Raw genomic sequence first — 24435 nt, forward strand, 5'->3', positions numbered from 1 at the left:
CCCGGGGGTGCGGGGAGAGGCGGCGGACCGTCACGCCAGGCCGGCGCGCTCCAGGGCCTCGACGCCGGTGCGCAGCGCCGCGATCCGCTCGTCGAGCGTGAAGCCGGCCGGGGCCAGGGTGAGCGTGGTGACGCCCGCGTCCGCGTAGGCCTGCATCCGGTCGGCGATCCGGGCGGTGTCGCCGATCAGCGAGGTGGCGTCGATGAGGTCGCGCGGGACGGCGGCGCCCGCGCCCGCGTAGTCCCTGGCCAGGTAGCGCTCCTGGACCTCGTCGGCGGCCTGCTCGTAGCCCATCCGGCGGGCGAGCTGGTTGTAGAAGTTCTTCTCCTTGCTGCCCATGCCGCCGATGTAGAGCGCGGTGTAGGCGCGCTGCGAGTCGACCCCGGCCTCGATGTCCTCGCCGACGGCGATGGCCACGGTCGGGCAGACGTCGAAGCCGTCGAACTCCCGGCCGGGCTCGGCACCGGCCTTGGCGCGGCCGGCCTTCAGCGGGTCGAGGGAGAGCGCGGCGTGCGCGGGGTCGAAGAAGATGCCGAGCCAGCCGTCGGCGATCTCGCCGGTCTGCTCCAGGTTCTTCGGGCCGATCGCGGCGATGTACAGCGGGATGTGCTCGCGCACCGGGTGCACGGTGAGCTTGATCGGCTTGCCGGGGCCGCCGGGCAGCGGCAGCGTCCAGTGGGCGCCGTCGTGGACCAGCCGCTCGCGGGACATCGCCTTGCGGATGATCTCCACGTACTCGCGGGTGCGGGCCAGCGGCTTGTCGAACTTCACGCCGTACCAGCCCTCGGAGACCTGCGGGCCGGAGACGCCGAGGCCGAGCCGGAAGCGGCCGCCGGAGAGGGTGTCCAGGGTGGCGGCGGTCATCGCGGTCATCGCCGGGGTGCGGGCCGGGATCTGGAAGATGGCCGAGCCGACGTCGATCCGTTCGGTCCTGGCGGCGACGTAGGAGAGCACGGTGGCCGCGTCCGAGCCGTACGCCTCGGCGGCCCAGCAGACCGCGTAGCCGAGCCGGTCGGCCTCCTGGGCGACGGCGATGTTGTCGGCGTCCATGCCGAGTCCCCAGTAGCCGAGGTTGATGCCGAGTCGCATGGGCACTGCCTTCCAGTCGGGTTGCTCGTGAGCGCGACGACGCGTCCGGCCGACATGCTACTGGCCGGTAGCGGTGTTCCGGGTCACATTTCGGCTGCTGCCCGCCGTGCCCGGCTCCGGTGCGGCCGGCGGTGATCGTCCTGCGGGTCTGCACACCTGCCCGGGCACCGGCCGCTACGCTCAGCCGACGTGGGGCGCCACGTCCCACCTGCGGGTTTACCCCCGTCGCACACGCCGCCCCGCAGCGTTTTGCCACCGCACCTTCGGCCAGTGAGAGGGCCCGCCCGATGGAAAAGCGTCACCTCGGCCGCACCGGGCTGCAGGTCTCCCGGCTCGGCCTCGGCACCATGACCTGGGGTCGCGACACCGACGAGCAGGAGGCCGCCGAACAGCTCAAGGAGTTCGTCGACGCCGGCGGCAACCTCGTCGACACCGCCGACGTCTACGCCGACGGCGACGCCGAGTACCTGCTCTCCCGGCTCACCGACAGCCTCGTCCCCCGCTCCGAGCTGGTCATCGCCACCAAGGCGGGCAGCGTCCCGGCCTCCGCGCGCCGCTTCGACGGCTCGCGCGGCCATCTGCTCGGCGCGCTCGACGCCTCGCTGCGCCGGCTCGGCACCGACTACGTCGACCTCTGGCAGGTGCACGCCTTCGACCCGGGCACCCCGGTCGAGGAGACCCTGAGCGCCCTGGACATCGCCGTCTCCTCCGGCCGCGCCCGCTACGTCGGGGTCTGCGACTTCAGCGGCTGGCAGCTCGCCAGGGCCGCCACCTGGCAGCACGCCCACCACGGGCGGGTGCCGCTGGCCGGGGCGCAGCTGGAGTACTCGCTGCTCCAGCGCGGCATCGAGCGCGAGGCGCTGCCGGCCGCCCGGGACACCGGGGTGGGCCTGCTCGCCGGCTCCCCGCTGGGGCGCGGCGTGCTCACCGGCAAGTACCGGCACGGCCTGCCGCAGGACTCGCGCGGCGCCTCGCCGTACCTGTCCGGGTTCGTCCAGCCCTACCTCGGCGAGCGCGCCCGGCGGATCGTGGACGCCGTCGCGACCGCCGCCGACGGGCTCGCCAGCAGCCCGCTGGCGGTCGCGCTCGCCTGGGTGCGGGACCGCCCTGGGGTGGCCAGCGCGCTGATCGGGGCGCGGACCGTCGGGCAGTTGCAGGCGGCGCTGTCGGTGGAGGAGCTTACGCTTCCGGAGGAGATCCGCGGTGCGCTCGACGACATCTCGGCGCCGGTCCACCGCTACCCCGACCAGGGGTGGAGCGAGCTGTAGCGGCCGCTCGACCCCGCGACCCGAGCCTTCCCGACCCGACCGACCGCCGGTCCGGCCGCCCCGCGCGGCCCCGGACCGGCCCGACCCGGCCGACCGCCCGCACCACGGGGCGGGCGGCGCCCAGCATGTGGAGTTGAGCTTTTGTGGAGCGGACGATGACTGACGCGGAGAACGGCGCTCCCGAGGAGACCTCGGCGGGCTCGGGCGGCGGCGGTGCGACCGGTGACGCGGGTGTCGTTCCCGGGCAGGCGTCGCCGGAGCAGGTGTCGCCGGAGCAGGACGCGGCGGCCCCGGACGCGGCGGGTGGCCCGGCGGGCGCCGACCCGGCGGACCGGGCGGCGGCGGTCGCGGCGCTGGCGGAGCGGGTGCGGTCGGTCGGCCGGTCCGCCGAGGGCGCCGAGGGCCCGGCGGCCGAGGGCGAGGCTGCCGCGGCCCGGGCCGACCGGCCGGTGACCGACGAGCAGCGGGCCCAGGCGCTCAAGGCCACCACCGAGGTGCTGACGGCGGGCGGCGCCCCGGCCGAGCTGGCCGCGGCGGCCGTGGCGGCCTTCGGCGACGGCGCGGCCGAGCAACTACGGGAGAACCCGTGGTCCGTGCTCACCCTGCCCGGCGTCCGCCCGGAGCACGCGGACGGCTTCGCCCGCGGCCTGCTCGGCCCGGAGGCCGGCCCCGGCGACCAGCGGCGCGCCCAGGCGCTGGTCGGCTGGCTGCTGGAACAAGCGGCGCTGCGCGGTCACTCGGCCGTGGAGATCGGCGAGCTGACCACCGGGCTGGAGCGCCTCGGTGTGCCGGACTGCGCCGCCGCCGTACAGGCCGTCGTGGTCGACGGCCACGCCATGCCGTTCCAGGAGGAGCTCACCGGCGCCGAGGCGCACGCGGCGGGCGGCGGCGAGGACGACGAGCCGCCTACCCGCACCCTGCTCGCCCTGGAGCGGCTGGCGCTGGCCGAGGAGAGCCTGGCCGAGGGCCTGATCCGGCTGATGTCCACCTTCGTCCCCGGCGAGGACCCGCTGGAGGCCGAGGAGGCGCCCGAGGACGGCGAGGGCGCCGAGCCCGCCGAGGAGGCCCCCGCCGCGCCCGGGCCGGCCGCCTGGGAGGCCGCCGCGGCCGCCGCCCCGTCCTCCTCCGCGGCCGCCCTGGTCCGGGCCGTCGCCGAGAGCGCGCTCGTCCTGCACACCGGCGGCGAGGCCGCCCGCGCCGAACCGGCCGCCCTGCTGGCCGCCGCCACCGGCCTCGGCCTGCGGGCCTGGGCCGCCACCTGGACCGATCAGGGCCGGGACGCCTTCACCGCGCTCGCCCCGCTCGCCGACGCCCCCGCCGACGCGCCCGCGCCCGTCGCCACGCCGGGCGAGCTGCTGTCCGGCGCGGCCGGCCCCGGCCGGGCCGGCGACGGCACGCTCGCGCTCGACCTGCTGATCGTGCTGGACGCCCCGCTGCTGGACGTCGAGCTGGCCGCCACCCTGCTGGAGTCGCTGGCGGACGGCACCCGCCTGGTGCTCAGCGGCGACCCGGGCCAGCTCTGGTCGGCCGGCCCCGGCCGGTTCTTCGCCGATCTACTGGCCGCCAAGGCCTGCCCGGCCGTCGCCTCCCGCACCCCCGACTTCGGCCCGATCGGCGAGTTGGTCTCCGGCGTCGGCATCGGCGAGCTCCAGCCGGTCGAGGCACCCGACAAGGAGGTCGTCATCCTGACCGCCAAGGACTCCGGGGAGGCCGTCCACCGGGCCGTCCAGCTGCTCACCGACTCGATCCCGCGCGCCCTCGGCATCCCGTCCGAGCAGGTCGTCCTGCTCACCCCCGGGCACGGCGGCGGGGCCGGCACCCGGGCGCTGAACACCGCCGCCAAGGCCCGGCTCAACCCGGGCCCGGGCCGGTTCGGCGGCTTCGACCCGGGCGACCGGGTGGCCGACTCGCCCGTGCCCGGCCACACCCGCCTGGCCCGCGTGGTCGACGGCGACGCCACCGGGCTGCACCTGGAGTACTCGGACGGCACCCGCCGCACCGTCCCGCCCGCCGAGGCCGGGAAGCTGCGGCACGGCTGGGCGCTGACCGTCCACCAGGCGGTCGGCCGTCGCTGGCCGGGCGCGGTGGTGGTGCTGCCGGAGGACGCGGGCGCGGCGCTCACCCGGCAGTGGGTGTACACGGCGTTCGGCCGCGGCGAGCGCCACCTCTCGGTGGTCCACGCCGCCGGCCCGGCGCTCCCGCAGGCCGTCGCCGGGCGCCCGTCCACGCCCCGCACCACCCGGCTGCGGGCGATCCTCGCGGAGAACGCGGCCGAGTCCTTCTGACGCGCCCGCCCGCGGCGCCGGCCCAGCACGCCGTGAAGGCCGCGGGGCCCCCTCGGATCCGAGGGGGCCCCGCGGCCTTCGCGGGCCCGACAGCCATGAACGGCGCTCATGCTTCCGGTGGAAAGCAAGCCCTGGACGCACGACCGGGGCCCGGCGGAGGGTGGAGGGCGTCCACCGCGCGCACCGCCGGGCCCGTCGTCCCGTGCGAGGAACGTCCGAAACCATGCGCCTGAAGCGCCCGTTCCGCCCCGCACGCGCCGGGCGCGCGGGGCGCGGGCCGTCGAGGGTCAGTCGTCGGGGTCCTCGTCGTCGTAGACCTCGCTCACGTCGAACCGGCAGATCAGCAGCTGCGGATCCGCGTGCTCGAACGGCTCCGGCAGCCACTCCCCCGGCTCGCTCGGCTCGGCGGCCGCCACCCAGAGCGTGGAGTCGGCCTCCTCCAGCCCGAACTCCTCGCTGCGGGCGGCGATCTCGTCCGGCTCGAACTCGCCGAACAGCACGCCGATCGCGGCGTTCACCCCGCCGCCGTCCGAGCCCCCGCCCGGGGTCAGCGAGTCGTCCAGCCGCTCGGCCTGGGCGCGCAGCCGCTTCGGGTCGACGACGTGGTAGTCGCGGCGGATCAGCACGCTGATCGCCTCGGGCTGTTCGGGGCCGTGGTACCCGCCCGGGCCCTCGTCGCCGGGGACCTCGAAGGGTGTGACCTCGTCGTAGACCTCGTACAGGAGCTGGTCGTACGCGATGGCCGCCGTCGCGAGCTGCTCGTAGGCGGTGGACACAGCGGGATCGTCCGCTGCGCTGTGGCTTGACACCGCTTCCAGATGACGGTCGATGGCGGCCTTGACCGCCTCGGCGGCGGCGCGTACCTCGGCAATGGTGGGCTGCGCGGCATCAGACATGGAGCAGACGCTATCTCCCCTCGGTGCCGGTACGCACAGCGGTTGTCACCTACACCCGCGATTTCACCGCAACTTCCCCCACGATGTCCGTTCCGCGTGGTTCTGTCCCCCGGGGTGTCGCCCCGCCGCGCGCGCCCGGCGCCCACCCGGACGGTCCGCACGGACGGTCCGCGCGAGCCGTCCGGGTGCCGCTTCGCGCGGCGCGCCGGGGGTATGCCGTCCCCAGGAGCAACGGAACTGATGCGCTGTCAGTACGGTGCGGGCCGGGGCGGCCGGAAAACCCCGGGCCCGTTGTCGGAGGCAGGCCGTAGGCTTGCCCGCAGACGTCCCACAGGAGGAGCGTTTTGACCCCACCGAAGCCGGTCCGCCAGCCGGAGTACGAGTACCAGTCGCTGCGCATGCCGCGCGGAACGTCCCGCAACGCGGCACGCCAACTGCTCACCGATCACGCCGAGTACGGGCACTGGGAACTGGACAGGCTCCGCCTGTTCCCGGACGGCAGCCGCACGGTGCTGCTGCGCCGGCGCATCATCCGGCAGGTCCGCAGCTGGTGACGGCGGACGCGCGGCGGGTCGGCCCGCCGCGCGTCCGGTACATCCGGCGTGTCCGCGGTGCCCCGGGGGCTCAGCGGGCGCCGGCGCGGGCGCGGCGGTAGAGGACGCCACCGCCGATCAGCAGGGCCAGGCCGGCCGCGCCGAACAGTTCGGTGTTGCCCGCGCCGGTGGCGGCCAACTGGTGGCCGGCCTCCGCGGTGGCCGGTCCGGCGGTGCGCGCGGCGGCCTGCTGCACGGCCTGCGACGGGGCGGCCGGGGAGCCGGTGGGCTGCGCGGCCTCGGTCGGACCGCTCGCCCGGGGGGTGCCCTGGGTCGCCGCGGCGGCGCTCTGGGTGACCGGCGGCGTGGCGGGCGGCGGCGCGCTGTGCGGGGCGTGCTCCTCCGGGCAGTTCTCCGGGCAGTTCTCCTGCGGCGCGGCCGGCTTGGCGGGCGCCGGCGCGGCCGCGTTGACGCAGGTGTTGCCGTACGCCGGGTTGAGCGCTCCGACCACGTCGACGGAGTTGCCGCAGGCGTTGACCGGGATGTGCACCGGGGCCTGGACGCTGTTGCCGGAGATCACGCCGGGCGAGCCGGCGGCCGTGCCGGAGGCCGCGGCCCCCGAGGCCGCCGTCCCCCCGCCGGCCGCACCCGCGCCGGCCGCGCCCGTACCCGCCTGGCCACCGCCCGACTGCGAGCCACCCGCCTGGGAGCCGCCCGTCTGGCCTCCGCCGGCGTGGGCGCCGCCGGCATGGGCACCGCCCGCCTGCCCGCCGCCCACGTGCGCGCCCCCGGCGGGGCGCTTGGAGGTGTTGGCGCAGTTGTTGCCGTACGACGGATTCAGCAAGCCGATCACGTCGACCGTGTTGCCGCAGGCGTTGATCGGCACCTCGATCGGCACCTGCACCGAGTTGCCGGAGGCGACACCCGGCGAGCCTGCCGCGACACCCTCCGCGCCGGCGCCCGCATGGGCGTAGCCGGCGGTCGAGGCCAGCACACTTCCGGTGGCCATGGCCGTGAGGAGCCCCTTCTTGGCTGCGTTCCTCATATTTTCCCCTGACATTTCGAGACGACATGACGACCCTCCGAAAGTCGGAATTACCGATTGGGTGGAGAGGTCCTCGGCTGCATGGGAGAAAACGAAGGAATCCGCCGAGAGGTTGGCCGGCGCGACCCCCATTCACCCTTTCGAGGGATCTCATGGACCGGCCGCAGGGCGCGCCGGAAAAGCGGGCGCCCCCGGCACGGCGCGCACGCCGCCCGGGGGCCCGGCTCAATGACCGATCTGGCCTCAGACGTTGAAGCAGGTGTTGCCGAACGCCGGGTTCAGCACGCCGATCACGCTGATGGTGTTGCCGCACGCGTTGATCGGGATGTGCACCGGGATCTGGATCTGGTTGCCGGAGACGACACCCGGGGAGCCCGCGGCCACACCCTCGGCACCGGCACCGCCGTGGGCGGAGGCGACACCCGTGGCGGCGAGCACCAGGCCACCGGCGGCGGCGGTCACGGCGGCGATCTTCTTGACCTTCATCATTCCTCCTGTATGAACACCCGGATATCGGTTCCGGGCTGTCACAGGAAGCAACGAGGTTGCGGCAAACGGGGTACGGAGCAGAGCCCGCCTTCACCCAGACCGGTGATACGACGAACAGGAAATCGATCTGGCAGAACGGCGGCGGCCCGCTCCCGGACCGGCCGGGAGCGGGCCGCCGCCGGGTGCTCAGCAGGCGTCGATGAACCGGTCCAGCACCCGCACGCCGAACTTCAGGCCGTCCACCGGCACCCGCTCGTCCACGCCGTGGAACATCCCGGCGAAGTCCAGCTCCGGCGGCAGCTGCAGCGGGGCGAAGCCGAAGCAGCGGATCCCGAGGTCCTGGAACGACTTGGCGTCCGTCCCGCCGGAGAGGCAGTACGGCACGGCGCGGGCGATCGGGTCCTCGGCGCGCAGCGCGGTCTGCATCGCCTCCACCAGGGCGCCGTCGAAGCTGGTCTCGATCGCCTTGTCCGAGTGCAGGCTCTCGCGCTTCACGCGCGGGCCGAGCACGCTGTCCAGCTCGGCCAGGAACTCCTCCTCGTAGCCGGGCAGGAAGCGGCCGTCCACGTGCGCGGTGGCCTGGCCGGGGATCACGTTGACCTTGTAGCCGGCGCCGAGCATGGTCGGCTGGGCGGTGTTGCGCAGCGTGGTGCCGATCATCTTGGCGATGCCGCCGAGCACCCGCAGCGTCTCGTCCATGTTCTCCGGGTCGAGCTCGACGCCGAGCGCGTCCGACAGCTCGTCCAGGAAGGCCCGCACGGTCTTGGTGATCCGCAGCGGGAACTGGTGGCGCCCGAGGCGGGCGACCGCCTCGCAGAGCTCGGTGATGGCGTTGTCGTCGTTCTCCATCGACCCGTGCCCGGCCCGGCCCTCGACCGTGAGCCGCATCCAGTGCATGCCCTTCTCGGCCGTCTCCACCAGGTAGAGCCGGGTGCGGTCGTTGACCGTGAAGGAGAAGCCGCCGACCTCGCCGATCGCCTCGGTGACGCCCTCGAAGAGGCCCGGGTGCTTGTCCACCAGGTACCGGGCGCCGTAGGTGCCGCCCGCCTCCTCGTCGGCCAGGAAGGCCAGCACCAGGTCGCGCGGGGGCTTGCGGCCGGTGCGCAGCCGGTCGCGGACGACCGCGAGGGTCATCGCGTCCATGTCCTTCATGTCGACCGCGCCGCGCCCCCAGACGCAGCCGTCCGCGATCTCGCCGGAGAACGGGTCGTAACTCCAGTCCGCGGCGTTGGCCGGCACGACGTCGGTGTGCCCGTGGATCAGCAGGCCCGGACGCGAGCGGTCCTCGCCCTCGATCCGGACCACGGTGGACGCCCGCCCCTTGGCCGACTCGATGATCTGCGGTTCGAGGCCGAACTCGGCGAGCTGCTCGGCCACGTACTCGGCGGCCTTGCGCTCCCCCGGGCCGGAGCCGTCGCCGTAGTTGCTGGTGTCGATCCGGATCAGGTCGCGGCAGAGGTCGGCGACCTCGGATTCGCCCGTCACCTTCGGCGCCGCCGCCCGCTCCGCCGACTCGCTCCGCTCGCTCACGGTCACTCCTCGTCTCCAGCCCGCACCGGCACCCCAGCACCACCCCGGGACCTCCGCCCGGGTCGCACGAGCACGTCCGACCATCCTCTCCCAGCCCCCGACCCGGATCCACCCCCAGGAAACAGGCCGACACACCGTCGCAACCTGCGCTCCCCCGCCCGGAGCCGTTTTGGGACCGGAAGCCGATCACTGCTACAGTTACATCTGTCAGCGCGGCCGACGAACAGCAGGAAGCCGTGAGGACAACACCCCGTCCGGGTGGCGGAATGGCAGACGCGCTAGCTTGAGGTGCTAGTGCCCTTTATCGGGCGTGGGGGTTCAAGTCCCCCCTCGGACACCAGCTAAGACCCCTGTTTATCAGGGGTTTTTTGCTTTTCCAGGCAGTGGCGTGACCAACCACGTGACCAACGGCCCAGAGAATCCCTGATCAGACCAGGGCAGACAGGCCAACCCTGCTGGCATTGCTCGCAGCCAGCTTCCTGGCCCCGTCCTTCCGACTGTGTCCGTACCGGGCCATCGTGTAGCCCGGCGAGTGGTGCCGAACATTCGCCGACACCTCCACCGGATTCTCCCCCGCCTCCAAAGCGTTGGTGACGTGCGAGTGCCGCAGGTCGTGAATCCGGAAGTCCTCCGGCAGGCCCAGACGGTTACGGAGCGTGCGCCACCGGGCAGAGACCTTCTCCGGGTCCTGCGGGCCCCCGGCGCGTCCGGTCTTGAACAGCTTGAAGCCGTCACGGGCGAACACGAGGTCGTGATCGTTCCAGGCCGGACCGAGACCGGCCCTTTCCTCCTGCTGCCGTTCCCTCTGCCGCTTGAGCACGCTCATGACGGCCTGGTCGACGTAGATGCTCGCGGCGTCGTCCCCGTCCTTGGTCAGCGGGCGGTGGCGGAAGGTGTTGCCCTCCTCCACCACGACCCATTGCAGGTCGATGGCTCCGCTGTCCCAGTGCACGTCCTCCCAGCGCAGGCCCAGGGCCTCGCTGCGTCGGCAGCCGGTCACCGCGATGAACGTCCAGAGAGGCGCGTCACGAAGGCAGTGGTGGGACGGGCCGCACTTGCTGTTCCCGCACGGCTCCCAGACCGCCGCCAGGAACCTGGCCGTGTCCGCGTCGTCGAGGGTCGGGTACTTCTGTTCCTGCCCCTTGATCTCCCTCTGTGTCGGGGGGTTAGCGGTCTTGGCCGGGTTCGACGGGATCAGCTTCTTGATCACCGCCGCCCCGAGGGCGCCGGACAGGATGTTGTGGACGTGGCGCACGGACTTCTTGCCGAGGGGCTTCCCGGCGTTCGTCGGGCACGGCGCCGTCTCCAGCAGCCGGTACAGGTCGTCCAAGGTGTCGTCGGTGACCTCGTTCAACTTCACTGCGCCGATGTGCGGCTTGATGTGCAACCGGATCTTCGACTCGTACCCGGCGAGGGTGGTCCCCTCCTTCCGGTGGGTGCCCAGCCACTTGTCCAACCAGCCTCCGAGGGTCATGTCAGAACGGACGGCCACCGTGCCCGCGTCATGGTCGGTGTGCCACTGGCGGAGTGCCTTCGCCGCCTCGGTCTTGGTCCTGTACTCCCGCCCTATCCAGTACCTCTCGTTCTTGCCTGTCGCCTTGTTGAGGTGCTGGGGCGTACGGACGCCCCAGGTGTTCGGTCGGCCCTTGCGCGGGATCTCCACCGGAGTCCCGCCGAGCCCGTTGCCGCGCTTTGCCACTGGTGCTACTGCTCCTCTCGCTCGCTCTGCCACTCGGCGAGCAGTTCCTTTGCTTTGCCTGTGAGCTGCTTGCCGTCCCACAGGCCGATGACCGTGGCCCGCTTGATCCGTTCCGACATGGTCGCCTTGCCGATCCCCAGACGGTCGGCGAGTTCCTGCTGCGGTGCCGTGGTTCCCGTCGCCCTCATCCGGACCAGTTCGGCCACCAGGAAGGCGTAGTCCAGGACGGTCCGGCAGCGCGTCGGCACCGGCCACGGCTCGCCCAGCTCGTTGCCTGTCTCCTGCGCCAGAACGGCGCGGGCCTGGGCCTTGATCTCCGCGAAGGGCAGTTGCCGCAGCAGGCCGGCGGGGATGCCGTCCGTCTCCAGAGCGGCGGCCATGCCCTGCTCGATCTCCTCGACGCTGCCACCCACGCCGAGGTGGATGGTCAGTTTCGAGGGACCGGTGAAGGGTGCGCCGGAGGGACAGTGGGCCCTGACCACCCACGGCCCGTAGGACCGCGTCCAGACCAGCGACTCACCCTCGCGCTGCCATCCCGGGGGGAGGTCGGATTCGTTCGTTCGTGAGGTCATGACACGACCATAGCTCACATCGAACATGCTGCGTCAAGTTCGGAAAAGTGTCGGGGATCACTAGATTTGGACTTGCTGCCACTAGTTCGGACATGTTGTTCTGAAAACAGGCCGGACAGCAACGAACGGGACTGCCCGTCCACCGGACCGCAGCAGGGGACAACATTTGGAACGCATCCTGATGACCGTTGACGACGTGGCCAACTACCTTCACAAGCCGAGAAGTTGGGTCTACTCCCAGTGGAAGCACGAAGGCATCCCGTTCCGAAAGGTCGGCCAGTCCCTCCGGTGCCGTCCCAACGATCTGGAGAGCTGGTTGGACCAGCAGACCCCCTGATCCCTTCCTTTGTTTGCCAGGCCCCCGGCCAACACCGGGGGCCTTCTCATTGCCACCTCGGGAGACCCGATGCACGAAACCCTGGCCTTCACCGACCGCCGCATCCCTCGCGAAGCCGAGTACCGAAGGCTCGAACAGGAAGCCGACCGCTACCTGAGCAGGACCGAGGAGGCCACCGCGGACTCCTACCCGAGCCGGTGGCACGAGTGCGAGTACGACATGGCAACCGCCGTGCTCTGTCCCGAGGAAGACCCATTCACGGAGATCGACGCACTCATGCGGGAACTTCCCGGAACGAATGGCCCGGACCACTACCGGGAACTGCTCGACCTGGCGGCCGGGACCGCATCCGCCGGCCTCCAGTACATGGCAGGCTACGCGGTCGAACGCCGAAGCACCCCCGTTGAAAACTGCCGATGGCAGGGCTGCCGAGAGCCGCTGTACGCCCCTGGAGCGACGCGGGGCGCGGGTAGGCCAAAGAGCTACTGCCACGACCACAAGAAGCCCCGCAGGGCCCGCATCAGGGCGCTACAGCGGGACGGAATCCGAATAGGACAGCACCGGAACCTGACCTACAGCTTTCCCGGAAATCAAGGCCAAGACTTGGATGATTACCGGAAGGTGTGGACGTGGGTCAACCTTCCCCGGGTCTAGCGTGTCGCTTTAATTCGGAACTAGTAGAGGGCATCGCTACTCACTCCTGTGCGCCCTCTGGAGTCACACTCACTGGGCGGTGGGTCACTGACGCGGAAGTGAGCCGGGCAGTTACCAAGTCCAAGCATCAGCTGAATGGGTCTCTGCGGATACCTCCCTGTGAGAACCACAGAGATACATGCTCTCCTTACTCCTCTGGGCACGGGGGGTAAGGGGGGCAGTGTCTTCTCATACGTTGTCCTCTTGTGAGATACAGCCGCCCCTTAAGGCGGCTTACTTCTCATACTCTCTCTTCTCTCTTGATTTTTAGTTCTGACTAGGAGGTGTCGCCATGAGCGACGAACAGATTCTCACTGGTGATCCCGGTTCTCCGGAGGTTATGCCGGCTGATCCGGCCCAGGCTATCCGGGCAGAGATTCACCGCGAGTACGCGGGCAGGCTCGCCCTAGCTGAGGTGAGGGCCCAGGCCGCCATTGCGGGTGTGACCGTTCTGGCGGATTACTACGACCCGAACTGTTTCCTTTCTGAGGATGGCACGACCAATACCGAGGCCATTCAAGAGATGATCGAGAAGGAACGTGCGAATCAGGCAGCCAGGGCCTTTCCGGATCTCCAGGGTGCCGGATACCACCGGGGAACCGCCCCGAATTCTCCCGCCCCTTCCCTTGATGCCCGCCACCGTTGATCCCCTGGAGATTTCATGACTGACACTGCTACAAATTCCGGCCCCACTGCCGAAGCCTGCGGGAACGTTCTGGCGGTGATCAGGGCCCAGGCCGCCCAGGCGGGCGGTGAATTCCCTGAGGCCGTATTCGAGTTCCTGGACGTTTCCAAGCTGCTCGACGAGGACGGCCGACCGTCCTTGGAGATCATCAGCGAGGCAATCGCACCATTCTTGAAGGCCGCGGGGCCCCGGTACCCGTGGCAGGCATACACCATCCCTGTTCTCCGCAACTCGTAGTCCCTCGACTGCAACACCGCTAATTATTAGGAGTCACTTTGGCGCAAAGCTATCAGAACCAGCTTTCCGGAACCTTTGTCAGTGAGGAGTGGAATTCTGGCCTCCTCACGCAGTTTGACCCGCTGCTCGTGTGGGGTTCCCGTATCGTCAGTAATCGTTCCTACGAGGGCGATATTCGCCAGCGTGGCGACGCTGTTCACATCAATAGCCTGACCCGCCCGACCGTTGGCGATTACAAGCTCCCTGAGGGCATGACCGCTCAGCGGCCAGAAACCGTGGACCAGCTCCTCCACATCACCGAGGCGAAGTTCCTCCAGCTGCTCGTGGAGAACATCGAGCGGGTACAGGTGGCCGGGGCCATGGAGTCCCCTATCAATAAGGAAATGGTGCGGGCCCTGGCTCGTGAGGCCGACAGCTTCATGGGGCGCGTGATCGCCGCTGGTGCAACTGCTGTACCGAATATCAAGGTAACCGCCGGGAACGCCCCCCAGGCCCTCTACGGCGCTGTCCTTGACCTCATGCTGGCCCTGGATAGCAACGACATTCCAGAGGGCCGTTACGTGGTCGTCTCGCCCCGCGTGAAGCGGTACCTGGTTGAGCATCCTTCGATTTCTAATGCCGGTGCCTACGGGGAGGCCGGAGTGACCAAGAATGGTGTGGTTGCTCGCCTGGCTGGCTTTACCGTCCTGTCCACCACTGCCATGCCGGCCGGAGTGGACATCGTCGCCGGGCACTCGGATTTCAGCACCTACGCGTCTCAGTTCACGGGCTTCCGTCAGGGCCAGTCGGAGAAGTACCGGGCCGACTACATCGATAATCTTCACCTCTACGGCGGGAAGATCGTCCGATTCCCTGGACTGGATACCGTGAAGCCGGATCACACCTTTGATGAGAGCAAGCCCACCAAGGGTATTCTGCGTGCTTCCGTTGAGTGGCCTACTTCCTGATCTACTCTCGGGCCCCCGCCTTTCTCGGCGGGGGCCCGCTTTTTTGCTTTGAAAACCGGCACAGTATGTGTCCAGGAGCGACTTTCCGGGCGCTGGGGCGCCACTTGGAGCGCAGATCACCTATCCAGGTAGGCATTTACAACTATTTCGGACCCAAGAAGATGCCTCAGGCGGTGAAACTGGCTCCGGTCCACCCAGAAAGCGGCCTGCCGGCCGAAGATTTGAAACCCGTACACGGTCGACGGAACCCACCCCCGGTGGGTCCTAACTTGAAATAACGAAGCATTACCCCCAGTTACATTTACCATCCAGTTATCTAGAAGAAATGCATCCGTGATGGATACCCTGGGCTTCTCGGGGGTTTTGGGTGAGACGATGGAGGTCGTTCGCCGGTCGGGCCGGTGAGCGGGAATGGCGGCCGTAAGAAGCGATGCTCCGGCTGACTCACTGGAACTCACCCAGCTAAGGAATGAAAGAACCCATGCGCACGACTGTCTTGGTTCCCGTTGAGAAGGTCTTCTGCGATGCGCACATTGCCCGCGATGGCAGCGAGGAAGAGGCAACGGAGTCTCTGACCATTGCCAGTCACGCATGGGATCTGTGCTTGGAGCACAGCGTTGTCTTCGCTCGGTACCTGATGGATGCGCTTGGTGTGCCTGGCCGGTCCGAGGCTGTGCCGGTTGCTGCTGAGGAGTCCGTGACGGAGGCCAAGCACGACCACCAGGACGACACCGAGGACGACGTGACCGAGGCTGGGCCGGTGGTCCGTCCGACGGTGCTGGTGTCCGGGGAGATCCCTGGTTACGAGTGGGACGACGCGCGGGAAGCTGTCCGCAACCTCGGCTATGAGGTCGTGGGCAGGGCCGATGCCAACACCGTGCTGATCATCTGTGGCGAGGGTGCGGAGCGGGCAACCAAGAAGCTGCAAGACGCAGTTGAGTTCGGCATCCCGTGCTTCGATGCGTCCAAGCCGGGCGCCTTCCGGGACGCCGTGTGTGCCGGAGAGTTCAAGGGCGGTGACCCCCTGCCCGAACCGGTGAGGGTGGACGCTCAGGCCGTCAAGGCCAAGTCCGAAGCACAGGCCATACGTGACTGGGCCAAGGCCCAGGGCTACACGGTGAACGCCAAGGGCCCCATCCCCGCATCGGTCCGCCACGCCTACCGCGTGGCTACCAAGCAAGCGGCCTGACCAGCAGCACGTACCTGGGGTGGCCGGGGTCGGCCCGGCCACCCGATCCCAACCAGTCCCAGGAGAAGAGAAGTTGAGCACCATCACCCTGTACGGGCCCATCGGTCGCGCCGTTGAGGAGGTCAGCCCGTACGTCGAGTGCGATCCGGTCGGCATCTACGTGGCCGCTCTGAGCATGTGGTCCGCAGCCATCGGCCAGACGGTGAAGGTGTCCAGTCGGGGCAACGCCCGTCCGGCCCTGCTGTGGTCCGCGTTGGTCGGTGGGACGGGCAAGGGCAAGGGGACGGCCCTCCGGGCCGCACAGCACATCATGAAGCCTGCCCTCGGCCGCTTCCTGGAGACCCACACCACCAGCGGCATCACCTCGGGAGCGAGCTTGGTGAACTACCTCGCCGAACAGGTGGAGGCCACGGAGGAGACAGAGGCCGGACGCGACGTCCGCACCTTCGTGTGTGAGGAGGAGTGGTCCGAAGTGCTCCGCCGGGTGCGACGGGATGCCTCGTTCACCGCCAAGCTCCGGAGCGCATGGGACGGGGCTCCGCTGCGGAACACCACGAAGGAAGGTGCCCAGGCCGTCGAGGATCCGGCCCTTGTGATGCACACCCACATCACGCCGTCCGACTGGACCAAGTACATCGGCGCCACCGAGGCGGCCGGAGGGTCCTACAACCGCATCATGCCCTTCAGTCTGGGGTCCGTGCCGATGCTGGACGACGACGCGGCCGTCCTGCCGGAGGTAGATGGCTGGGACATCACTCAGGCGTACTACTGGGCGGCCGGTGACCGGCACACGGTCAGCCTCGGGGACGACGCCCGGCCACTGTGGAAGACCATCCGCAGGTATGCCCGCGTGATCGCCGAGAGCCTTCCCGAGGCACAGGCTGTGTACGTTGAGAGGACGGCCGAGCAAACCATCCGGGTAGCGGCCTGCCTGGCCGCCTCGGAACGCTCCGAGGTGATCGACCGTGCTTGCCTGGCGGCTGCCTTCTCACTGGTTCGCTACAGCGTCCGCTGCGCGGTGAACATCACCGGCGGTGCCGAGAGCGCCAAGCCCGCCCGCCGGATGCCGACGCTGGCGGAGAAGGTCCGGGCCCGGATCGAGATGCACGGAGGCAAGGCCAGGTCTTCCGAACTGCTGCCGTACGTCGGAGCCTCCGCCGATGAGGTCAAGGCACTGCCCGGGGTGAGGGTCACTCTCGACCGCTCCGGCCTGGGACGACCGGCCACGGTGTACACCCTGACGGAGGAGGAGGCCGGTCACGCTCCGCTCAGCCGGCCTCGAACCCAGAGTGACGAACGCCCGGCCACCGTGGTCCGCATGGACACCTACCGACCTGCCAAGACCGCTCCCCCCGCCCCGGCCCCCGTGGCCGTTCCCCGCCCTGAGCCGGTCGCCACTACGAACCCGTTCCTTGCCCTCCTCTGAACGTTCGAAGCAAAGCAAACCGCCCCGGCCAACTTGGCCGGGGCGGTTCTTTCGTTCGGTCAGACGGTGCCAAACTCTCCGGCCTGGATGCCAGCGACGAAGGCGGCGAAGCTGTCAGGGGTGAAGGCCAGGGTCGGGCCATGAGGGTCCTTGGAGTCACGGACGGGCACGACACCGGGGATGTTGGCGGCCACCTCGACGCAAGCGCCGCCGTTGTCGCTGTAACTGGACTTGAACCATGTGGGTTCGGTCACTGGATTTCCTCTCGTACCTTCCTGATCAGCGCCACGGACGCGGCCTGCGGCAGCGCCTCTACCTGCAGATGATGGTAGGCCGTGAGCAGTGGCTGCACCGCTTCGGGATCCCGCTCGAACCACCCCTGTTGGGCGGCTTCCGAGTAGGCGGCCACGGATCGATCGGGCAATACAGGCAAGTAGACCGGAAGATTCAGACTGCGTGCCTCGCCCATGGAGTACGGAGCGACCTGAAGGGTCATGTGTGGAAGCGATGCCACCTCGACTAGGTAGTCGAGCTGAGTAGCCATGACTCGGCGGCCACCGACCGGGCGCCGGATGCAGCTCTCGTCCAGGATCGCGTACATCTGTGGAACAGGCTCACGGGCGAGCAGCCTTTGGCGGTTGGCCAGAACCCGGAGTCGTTCATCCGCCTGGGCTTCGGTGACGCTGCCACGGTTCAACGCCGCGGTTGTCAGTGCTTCGGCATACTCGGGTGTTTGCAGCAGGCCCGGAATGATCCCGATCTCGAACATCCTGAGTTCCAGCGCCTTGGCCTCCTCCACTACGTACTGGCCGAAGCCTTGCAGCAGGGCGCTGGCCCGCACGTCCAGGAACAGGTTTGCGAACTTGGTGCCACTGTCGAACATGCGATCAACTTGCCTTGCAAAACGCAAGGTTGGTGGCTTCCGCCCGGTTTCTACGGATGAGATGTGCCCCGACGAGTAGCCCGTTCGCTCGGCCACCTGATCCTGCCTCATCCCTAACTCTTCGCGTTGAGAACGTAGTTGGGCACCAAATGAAGCCTGCGGCGAGCTGTCCGGCGTGAGCGGCTTGACGTTCACGGGCCCCCATTTCTTTCTGATTCGCAAGGTTGAAAGCTTTCTGAGCCTAAGGGACAGTTGGCGCTCCCGGTAGCCGCTGAGTTACGGATCGGAGCCCCCATGCCCGACGTCGTAAGACCCCAGGAAACCCCCCAACGTCACCAGGTGGTGCGCGACTTCAGCCACCTCGTGGACGGCGAGCCGACGGAGTGCGTGTTCGTGGAAGTCCTCACCGGCAAGGCGGTGGTCCGCCCCCTGGGACTGCCCACCCCGGAGCGCCGGATCGACCTCGACCTCGTCAAGCCCGTGGAACCGCCGGAGCTCGCGCCCGGCACCTGTGGCCGGCCGAACCGGCAGCGCATCGGCGGGATGTCGGCATGAGCGCCGAGACGGAAGCCTCGAACGTCCTCACCGCAGCGCCGGAACAGCTGCGATGCACGCCCGCGCAGTTGGCCAGGATCCGGCGCCGCATGGGCCTCCGGGCGGAGTTGGACCGCAGGCGCCTGCGGCTCCCTTGCAGCGGTAGCGCCGTCTGGGAGATACACAGCCCGAGCGGATGGCTGGTCGGTTCCCTGGCCTCGAAGCCGGACTAACAAACGTTCAACCCGGAATCACGTACCGCTGACGGGCCTATGGGTCCGCTCAGTGCACAGCCCCCGTCCCGGGCGCGTAGTCATGGCGGGTGCCCGCCCGGGACGGGTTCCAGTTCCCGTACCCCGCCCTGGGGAGCGCATGGTGGGCGGAGACATCGGTACGGGAGTAGTGGTCCTGCCTGTCTGGGCAACCCGCTGTGGGCAGGCAGGACCACCCAACAGGAAGGGATCGCTGTGCCGACACCTGCACCCGGACACCCCGTTGTTTCGTACGTGCTGTTCACGGATCCGGCGTCTCGCCTGCTGATTGTGCAAGCCGCCGGACTCGACACGTGGCATCTGCCCGGTGGAGTCGTTGAAGTCGGCGAGTCCCCGTTGGACGCCGCCCGACGAGAGGTCCGGGAGGAACTGGGGCTTGTCACCGACCTTCGGGATGACGACCTGTTCGCCGTGGAGTGGGCGCAAGCCCGTCGCCCTGGTGCTCGTGATCGTCTCGTCTTCCTGTGGGCCGGACCGGTGCTCAGCAGCGTCGACACAGGCCAGATCTCCCTTCAGGCCCGGGAGCTGTCGGCATGGCGCTGGGCGACGTACGACGAAGCCAAGGCACTTCTGCACCCGGGCGTTGCCGCACGGATCCGGACGCCCCTTCAGCTCCCCGGAACCGTTACCTATCGAGAGACACGACACGAAAGGATGGTCTGACATGGCCGACTTCCCGGAGCGGACCCTTCGGATCGGGACCCGCAGCTCCCCGCTCGCTCTCACCCAGACGGACATGGTGATTGCCGCACTGCGGCAGCACGAACCGGAGCTTCAGACCGAGGTGGTACCGGTCACGACCGAAGCCGACAAGTGGCAGGGGGACCTTGCCCAGCTCGGCGGCAAGGGGCTCTACGTCCGGGAGATCGACACCATGCTTCAGCGCGGTGACATCGACGCGGCGGTGCACTGCGTCAAGGACGTGCCGGGCGATGTTCCGTTGCCCAGGGGGCTCATCTTCGCCGCGTACATGGAGCGGCCGGACGTGCGGGACGTGCTGCTGTTCCCCGAAGGTTCCGGGTACACGTCGCTGGCCGACCTTCCGCCCGGCGCAATCATCCTGTCCTCGGCGGTCCGCCGGAAGGCTCAGGTTCTCCGGGCCCGCCCGGACCTCAAGGTCGTCAGGGTGCGCGGCGCGATCGGCAGCCGACTCGAAAAGCTGGACGGGAAGAGGAAGCTCGACGGCGTGAAGCCGGACGGCATGATCCTGGCCGTGGCCGGTCTCGCCCGCCTGGGAATCGAGCGGCCCGGGTACGTGCTGAGCATGGACGAGATGCTGCCGCCTGTCGGTGCCGGTGTTCTCGGTCTGGAGTGTCGGCAGGACGACCCCGCTGTTGGGGCGTTGCTGGAGAAGGTCAACCACCCGAAGACTCAGCGGGAGGTGACGGCTGAGCGCGTCATGCTCCATGGACTCCGTGGTCACTGCAACTCGCCGATCGCCGGGTACTGCACCACCGAGGGAGATGGGCAGCTGTCCCTCAGGGGCATGGTCTTCGACCGTGAGGGTTCGAAGTTCGCCAATGTGATGGTCTGGGACGAACACCAGGGAGACCCGGCGGTTCTCGGTGCCCGGGCGTGCGCCGAACTCCTCCGACAGGGAGCGCGGGACATCATCGAAGGCATCCCACACTGACGACTGTGGCCTATCGCATTGCCTGCAAGAGGCGACATCTGCCGTGACCAACGCATGACCAACAGCGGTCCCAAACAGCCAGAAACAGGCAGGAAGCACAGGCAAGGGAACCTGTCAAACCATCGACATGTCGGAGACGTTTCCGCAGGTCAGAGCTAACAAAGGCTGGTGCCCGAGAGGAGAGTTCAAGTCCCCCCTCGGACACCACTGAGCGGGCCAGGAGAAATCCTGGCCCGCTTTTCGTGTTGTCCCTCTGCCCGTTTCCACCCTTTTTTGCCCGGACTGTTTCCCGTCAGCGCACCTTTTGTACGCCCTTGGTCACTGTTCGACCGCCGTGACCTGAGGTTTACTTTGTCGGCGCCGCCCCGCCGAGGGGTGGTGCCAACGGGGAGTGTCCATGCCGTGTCGAAGGGAAGGGCGGGTTCCATGGGGAACTTCTCGGGTGGGTCGTATGCCGTTGACGTGCGTGGAGCCGCGCAGGTGTGCGTCATCGGCGCGGGGCTGTCGGGCCTGGCCGCCGCGCACGCGCTCGCGGTGCGGGGCATCGACTTCGTCTGTCTGGAGAAGGCTCCGCAGGTCGGCGGGATCTGGCGCAAGCCCGAGGCCGGTGAACGCGGGCCGGGCTACCGGTCCCTGCACCTGAACACCGCCAAGGAGCTGACCGGCTACGCCGCCTTCCCGATGCCGGACTCCTTCCCGGCCTACCCCCGGCACGACGAGATGGCCGCCTACCTGCGGGCCTTCGCCGACTGGGCGGGCCTGTCGGCGCGCATCGAGTTCGGCACCGAGGTGCTGTCCGCCCGGCCGGACTTCGACGGTTCCTGGCTGGTCGGCACCCGGGACGCGCACGGGGTCACCACCACCCGGCGGTTCGCGCGGGTGGTGGTCGCCTCGGGCGCCAACGCGGAGCCGCTGCTGCCGGACCCGGTGCCGGAGGGCGCCGAGTCGTTCACCGGCCGCATGCTGCACACCGTCGACTACCAGGAGGGCGGCGAGTTCCGCGGACAGCGGGTGGTCGTGGTCGGCCTCGGCGCCTCCGCCGTGGACATCGCCTCGGACCTCTCCCGGCACGCCGCGCACACCGTGCTGTCGGTCCGCCGGGGGCTGCACGTCGTCCCGAAACAGCTCTACGGCATATCGTGCGACGTGATCGCCGAGTCGCCGTGGTTCACCGGCATGTCGCCGACCGAGCAGCGCGAGTACATCGAGCAGGCCCTGCTGGTCGCCCGGGGCCGGCTGTCGGACTACGGCCTGCCCGAGCCCGACCACCCGATCTTCTCCTCCGCGGTGACGGTCTCGGACGAGATCCTCAGCCGGATCCGGCACGGCGCGGTGACCCCCAAGCCGGAGATCGCGTCCTTCACCGGGAACCTGGTCCGGTTCACCGACGGTTCCTCGGTGGAGGCCGACGCGGTCGTCTGGTGCACCGGCTACCGGATGTCCTACCCGTACCTGCCCGCCGACTGCCCGGTCGGCCCGAGCGGGCGGGTGGAGCTGTACCGGCGGATCGTCGCGCCCTACCGGCCCGGCCTGTACTTCGTCGGCCTGATCCGCCCGGTGGGGGCGATCACCCGGGCCCTGGAGGCCCAGGCGGACTGGGTCGCGCGGCTCATCGGCGGCGAGGAGGCACTGCCGCCCGGGGACGTCATGGGCAAGGAGATCGAGGAGTACCTGAGCGGCGTCGCCGCGCGCTACGGGCAGGGGCTCGGCACCTCGATCCAGATCGACGTGGTGCCCTACGTGCGGGAGTTCCGCACGTCGTAGCCCCTGCCCGCGCCGGGCGCGGTCAACCGGTCGGCGGCCGGACGCGATAGGCCTCCGCGGAGAGGTACACGGTGAGCCGGGGCGGCAGGCCCCGCTGGTGGGCGAGCGCCAGGTAGGCGATCAGCCCGACGCCGTCCTGCGGCCGCCGCCCGGTGAGGGAGGGCAGGGCGCGCAGGAGCGGGGCCGGGTCCATGCCGTACCGGCCGAGCAGGGCGACCGCCCGGTCCAGGGCCTCGCCGTCGTGCCGGACGTAGTCCCGCACCGGGACGTGCAGGGTGAAGCCGCTCGGCCGGTCGGCCTCGGTCTCGGTGAAGGCCTGGCAGGACAGCACCGGCAGCCCGGAGAGCGCGGTGTCGGCGCTCCCGGTGCCGGCCGCCGCGGCGGCGAACTCCCGGAGCGCGGCCGCCGACGGCCCGTCGGGCATCCGGGACAGCTCGCCGGCCGCGGCGGCCGACAGGTCGGGGTGCCGGACGTACACCTTGACCCGGGGAAGCTCCCAGTCCCCGAGGTCCAGGGCGAGGAACGGGTAGCCGTCACCCGGCGGCAGGCCCTCGAACGCCCGGTGGTGGCCGATCCGGTCCAGCGCCTCGCGCACCGTCACGGCGGCCCGGGAGGCGCCGCGGGCGGCGGGGTTCAGGTACACCTTGACCCGGGGGACACCGCCGGGGCGCAGTTCCAGGGCGCACCACAGGGCCAGCGGGCCGTGCGGGTCCGGCGGCAGGAGGATCTCCTCCAGCTTGTCCAGACAGGCGGTGGCGAACCCCCAGCGCCGGGACATCGCGCGGACGGCCGCCAGCCCGGCGCGGCCGTTCTCCTCCAGGGTGCCGGTCCCGCCGCCGGGTTCCAGCAGCACCCGCAGCTCGGGCGGGCCGTCCGGCCGGAAGGCGAGTGAGTACTCCACCGGCGTGTGGTCGTCGGACAGGGAGGTCCGCCCGGACGGCGGCAGATCGAGCCGCCGTCCGGACTGTGCTCCCAGGAACTCGGTGAGGACGTCCGCGTACGTCCGCGCGTCGTCCTCTCCGAGGCCCACGACCCCGCACAGCCGCCGCAGCTGGCCCGCGGTGAACTCTCCGAGTGTCCGGGCCGCTCTTTCGGGGTCGCCGGTCACTTCACCAGCCAGGACAGGAAGGAGCTCCACAGCCCGCGTTCCTTGCGGGCGCCCGCGGTGTGCTCCTCCCGGACGGGCGTGGCCGTCCGGGAGGAAGCGGGCCGGGGCGCCTCCTGGACCGGGGTGAACCGGGTCGGCAGCGCGGACAACGCCCGGCTGAACGGGCCCGGACGCCAGGTCAGGCTGTCCGCCGGCACCGCGAGTTCGATGTCCGGCAGCCGGTTGAACAGGTTCTCGATGGCCGTCACGGTGATGTGCCGGGCGGGCTCCTTGGAGGGGCAGGCGTGCGGGCCCGCGCTCCACGCCAGGTGCGCCCGGTTGCTGCCGGCCCCGCCGGTGTTGGCGGCCGCGATGCTGACCAGCACCAGCTCGCCGGCCCCCAGCTTCGTCCCGGCGAACTCCATGTCGGCGGCCGAGTAGTGCGGCGCGTAGTTCGTCAGCGGCGGGTTGCCCCACAGCGTGTCGTCGAGCGCCTCGGCGATCAGGCCGCCCTTGTGGGCGTACTGGTCCTGGGTGAGCAGCCGGTGCAGGGTGTTGCCGATGAGGTTGCGCAGCGGCTCGGCGCCCGCGCCCAGGAGCAGTGCGAGCTGATGGACCATCTCCTCGTTGTCCAGGCCCGCCTCGTGCTGCATCAGCCACGAGGTGACGTCGTCGCCCGGCCTGGACCGCTTGAGGACCACCAGGTCGGCCGCGGCCTGCAGCAGCACGTCGGCCGCCCGGGCGGCGTTGATGCCGTCGAACATGCCGGAGATGCCGAACATCACCCGGTCGCCGATGTCGGCCGGGCAGCCGAAGAGCTCGTTGAAGACGAACAGCGGCAGCTGCTTGGCGTACTCGCCGACCAGGTCGGCCGAGCCGCGCGCGCTGAACTGGCCGATGAGGTAGTCGGAGATCTGCCCGATCCGCTGGGAGAGCCGGCGGGTGTCGATCCGGGCGAGGCTGTCGGTGACGGCCTGGCGCAGCCGCAGGTGCTCGACCCCGTCGCTGAACATGCAGTTGGGCCGGTAGGCCAGCAGCGGCAGGACCGGGCTGTCGGCGGGGATCCGGCCCTCGTTGAGGTCCCGCCAGCGGCGCGAGTCCTTCCGGAAGGAGGCCGGGTCCTGCAGCAGCTGCAGCGCGGCGGTGTAGTCGGTGACGAGGGTGGCCTCGACGCCCGGGGCGAGTTCGACCGGCGTGGTCGCGCCGAAGTGGCGCATGTAGGCGTAGTAGGCCTGCGGATCGGCCGCGAACTGCGGCCCGTACAGGGGTATCCGTTCGCCGGTGCCGTGGGCGGGGCACCCCGGCGGGGGCACGAGGGTGGTGGACTCAGCGTCCATGTCTG

General features: G+C 69.9%; 24 protein-coding genes and 1 tRNA gene. 14 read left to right on the top strand and 11 right to left on the bottom strand.

Going from position 1 to position 24435, the window contains the following annotated elements; genetic code table 11:
- Window positions 1–30: 30 nt before the first annotated feature.
- Window positions 31–1089 carry an LLM class F420-dependent oxidoreductase gene (locus tag ACFCLZ_RS09250; protein WP_380284318.1) on the bottom strand — a complete coding sequence of 353 codons (1059 nt, stop codon included), beginning with the start codon at window positions 1087–1089 and terminating at the stop codon, window positions 31–33.
- Between the two features lie 287 nt (window positions 1090–1376).
- Here ACFCLZ_RS09250 and ACFCLZ_RS09255 point away from each other — a divergent pair, with 287 nt between their 5' ends.
- Both ACFCLZ_RS09255 and ACFCLZ_RS09260 read left to right on the top strand, forming a co-directional pair.
- The gene (locus ACFCLZ_RS09255; protein WP_380284319.1) at window positions 1377–2357 is read left to right on the top strand and encodes an aldo/keto reductase; all 981 of its coding nucleotides are present in this window, start codon (window positions 1377–1379) and stop codon (window positions 2355–2357) included.
- A 155-nt stretch (window positions 2358–2512) separates the two neighbouring features.
- On the top strand, window positions 2513–4642 hold the full coding sequence (locus tag ACFCLZ_RS09260; RefSeq protein ID WP_380284320.1) for a helix-hairpin-helix domain-containing protein: 2130 nt from the start codon (window positions 2513–2515) through the stop codon (window positions 4640–4642).
- Between the two features lie 287 nt (window positions 4643–4929).
- On the opposite strand, the gene ACFCLZ_RS09265 is transcribed toward ACFCLZ_RS09260, so the two are convergent.
- The gene (locus tag ACFCLZ_RS09265; RefSeq protein ID WP_380284321.1) at window positions 4930–5538 is read right to left on the bottom strand and encodes a hypothetical protein; all 609 of its coding nucleotides are present in this window, start codon (window positions 5536–5538) and stop codon (window positions 4930–4932) included.
- A gap of 344 nt (window positions 5539–5882) precedes the next feature.
- On the opposite strand from ACFCLZ_RS09265, the gene ACFCLZ_RS09270 reads away from it, so the two are divergent.
- Window positions 5883–6092, top strand: coding sequence for a DUF5703 family protein (locus tag ACFCLZ_RS09270; RefSeq protein ID WP_037846781.1), 210 nt, complete (start codon window positions 5883–5885; stop codon window positions 6090–6092).
- Window positions 6093–6162: 70 nt separating this feature from the next.
- Here the strand turns inward: ACFCLZ_RS09270 and ACFCLZ_RS09275 are convergent, their stop codons facing one another.
- The 3 genes from ACFCLZ_RS09275 to ACFCLZ_RS09285 form a co-directional block, all read right to left on the bottom strand.
- Window positions 6163–7116, bottom strand: a complete 954-nt coding sequence (locus ACFCLZ_RS09275; protein ID WP_380284322.1) for a chaplin family protein — start codon at window positions 7114–7116, stop codon at window positions 6163–6165.
- A 243-nt stretch (window positions 7117–7359) separates the two neighbouring features.
- Window positions 7360–7605 carry a chaplin gene (locus ACFCLZ_RS09280; protein ID WP_380284324.1) on the bottom strand — a complete coding sequence of 82 codons (246 nt, stop codon included), beginning with the start codon at window positions 7603–7605 and terminating at the stop codon, window positions 7360–7362.
- A 186-nt stretch (window positions 7606–7791) separates the two neighbouring features.
- On the bottom strand, window positions 7792–9219 hold the full coding sequence (locus tag ACFCLZ_RS09285) for a M20/M25/M40 family metallo-hydrolase (RefSeq protein WP_380284325.1): 1428 nt from the start codon (window positions 9217–9219) through the stop codon (window positions 7792–7794).
- Between the two features lie 168 nt (window positions 9220–9387).
- Between ACFCLZ_RS09285 and ACFCLZ_RS09290 the strand changes: the two genes are divergently transcribed.
- Window positions 9388–9475 (top strand) — tRNA-Leu (locus tag ACFCLZ_RS09290).
- A gap of 87 nt (window positions 9476–9562) precedes the next feature.
- On the opposite strand, the gene ACFCLZ_RS09295 is transcribed toward ACFCLZ_RS09290, so the two are convergent.
- Complete coding sequence (locus ACFCLZ_RS09295) at window positions 9563–10834, bottom strand: tyrosine-type recombinase/integrase (protein ID WP_380284326.1); 1272 nt, start codon at window positions 10832–10834, stop codon at window positions 9563–9565.
- Between the two features lie 5 nt (window positions 10835–10839).
- Window positions 10840–11406: a helix-turn-helix domain-containing protein gene (locus ACFCLZ_RS09300; protein WP_380284327.1), complete on the bottom strand. Its 567-nt coding sequence runs from the start codon at window positions 11404–11406 to the stop codon at window positions 10840–10842.
- A gap of 181 nt (window positions 11407–11587) precedes the next feature.
- Here ACFCLZ_RS09300 and ACFCLZ_RS09305 point away from each other — a divergent pair, with 181 nt between their 5' ends.
- The 6 genes from ACFCLZ_RS09305 to ACFCLZ_RS09330 all read left to right on the top strand — a co-directional run bounded on the left by ACFCLZ_RS09305 (window position 11588) and on the right by ACFCLZ_RS09330 (window position 16920).
- Window positions 11588–11743 carry a helix-turn-helix domain-containing protein gene (locus ACFCLZ_RS09305; protein WP_380284328.1) on the top strand — a complete coding sequence of 52 codons (156 nt, stop codon included), beginning with the start codon at window positions 11588–11590 and terminating at the stop codon, window positions 11741–11743.
- Between the two features lie 69 nt (window positions 11744–11812).
- Window positions 11813–12397: a hypothetical protein gene (locus tag ACFCLZ_RS09310; RefSeq protein ID WP_380284329.1), complete on the top strand. Its 585-nt coding sequence runs from the start codon at window positions 11813–11815 to the stop codon at window positions 12395–12397.
- A 331-nt stretch (window positions 12398–12728) separates the two neighbouring features.
- Complete coding sequence (locus tag ACFCLZ_RS09315) at window positions 12729–13082, top strand: hypothetical protein (protein WP_380284330.1); 354 nt, start codon at window positions 12729–12731, stop codon at window positions 13080–13082.
- 314 nt (window positions 13083–13396) lie between these two features.
- Window positions 13397–14305 (top strand): hypothetical protein, encoded by a 909-nt coding sequence (locus ACFCLZ_RS09320; RefSeq protein WP_380284331.1) that lies wholly within the window; start codon window positions 13397–13399, stop codon window positions 14303–14305.
- A 481-nt stretch (window positions 14306–14786) separates the two neighbouring features.
- Entirely contained in the window at window positions 14787–15494 is a 708-nt protein-coding gene (locus ACFCLZ_RS09325; protein ID WP_380284332.1) for a histone-like nucleoid-structuring protein Lsr2, read from the top strand.
- A gap of 73 nt (window positions 15495–15567) precedes the next feature.
- Window positions 15568–16920, top strand: coding sequence for a DUF3987 domain-containing protein (locus ACFCLZ_RS09330; protein ID WP_380284333.1), 1353 nt, complete (start codon window positions 15568–15570; stop codon window positions 16918–16920).
- A 59-nt stretch (window positions 16921–16979) separates the two neighbouring features.
- Here ACFCLZ_RS09330 and ACFCLZ_RS09335 read toward each other — a convergent pair whose 3' ends face one another.
- Complete coding sequence (locus tag ACFCLZ_RS09335) at window positions 16980–17174, bottom strand: DUF397 domain-containing protein (RefSeq protein WP_380284334.1); 195 nt, start codon at window positions 17172–17174, stop codon at window positions 16980–16982.
- Window positions 17171–17998: a helix-turn-helix domain-containing protein gene (locus ACFCLZ_RS09340; protein WP_380284335.1), complete on the bottom strand. Its 828-nt coding sequence runs from the start codon at window positions 17996–17998 to the stop codon at window positions 17171–17173. Before ACFCLZ_RS09340 ends, ACFCLZ_RS09335 begins: the two co-directional genes overlap by 4 nt.
- A 99-nt stretch (window positions 17999–18097) precedes the next feature.
- On the opposite strand from ACFCLZ_RS09340, the gene ACFCLZ_RS09345 reads away from it, so the two are divergent.
- The 4 genes from ACFCLZ_RS09345 (at window position 18098) to ACFCLZ_RS09360 (ending at window position 22006) form a co-directional block, all read left to right on the top strand.
- Entirely contained in the window at window positions 18098–18358 is a 261-nt protein-coding gene (locus ACFCLZ_RS09345) for a hypothetical protein (protein ID WP_380284336.1), read from the top strand.
- 485 nt (window positions 18359–18843) lie between these two features.
- A complete protein-coding gene (locus ACFCLZ_RS09350; RefSeq protein WP_380284337.1) occupies window positions 18844–19272 on the top strand; it encodes an NUDIX domain-containing protein in 429 nt (142 codons plus the stop codon).
- A gap of 1 nt (window position 19273) precedes the next feature.
- A complete protein-coding gene (gene hemC, locus ACFCLZ_RS09355) occupies window positions 19274–20242 on the top strand; it encodes a hydroxymethylbilane synthase (RefSeq protein ID WP_380284338.1) in 969 nt (322 codons plus the stop codon).
- A gap of 462 nt (window positions 20243–20704) precedes the next feature.
- Window positions 20705–22006, top strand: coding sequence for a flavin-containing monooxygenase (locus tag ACFCLZ_RS09360; protein WP_380284339.1), 1302 nt, complete (start codon window positions 20705–20707; stop codon window positions 22004–22006).
- Between the two features lie 22 nt (window positions 22007–22028).
- Here the strand turns inward: ACFCLZ_RS09360 and ACFCLZ_RS09365 are convergent, their stop codons facing one another.
- Both ACFCLZ_RS09365 and ACFCLZ_RS09370 read right to left on the bottom strand, forming a co-directional pair.
- Complete coding sequence (locus ACFCLZ_RS09365) at window positions 22029–23144, bottom strand: tryptophan dimethylallyltransferase family protein (RefSeq protein ID WP_380284340.1); 1116 nt, start codon at window positions 23142–23144, stop codon at window positions 22029–22031.
- Window positions 23111–24430, bottom strand: coding sequence for a cytochrome P450 (locus ACFCLZ_RS09370; RefSeq protein WP_380284342.1), 1320 nt, complete (start codon window positions 24428–24430; stop codon window positions 23111–23113). The genes ACFCLZ_RS09365 and ACFCLZ_RS09370 overlap by 34 nt, the downstream gene beginning before the upstream one ends.
- Between the last annotated feature and the right edge of the window lie 5 nt (window positions 24431–24435).

This window comes from Kitasatospora purpeofusca, assembly GCF_042691725.1.
Taxonomy (GTDB): domain Bacteria; phylum Actinomycetota; class Actinomycetes; order Streptomycetales; family Streptomycetaceae; genus Kitasatospora; species Kitasatospora purpeofusca_B.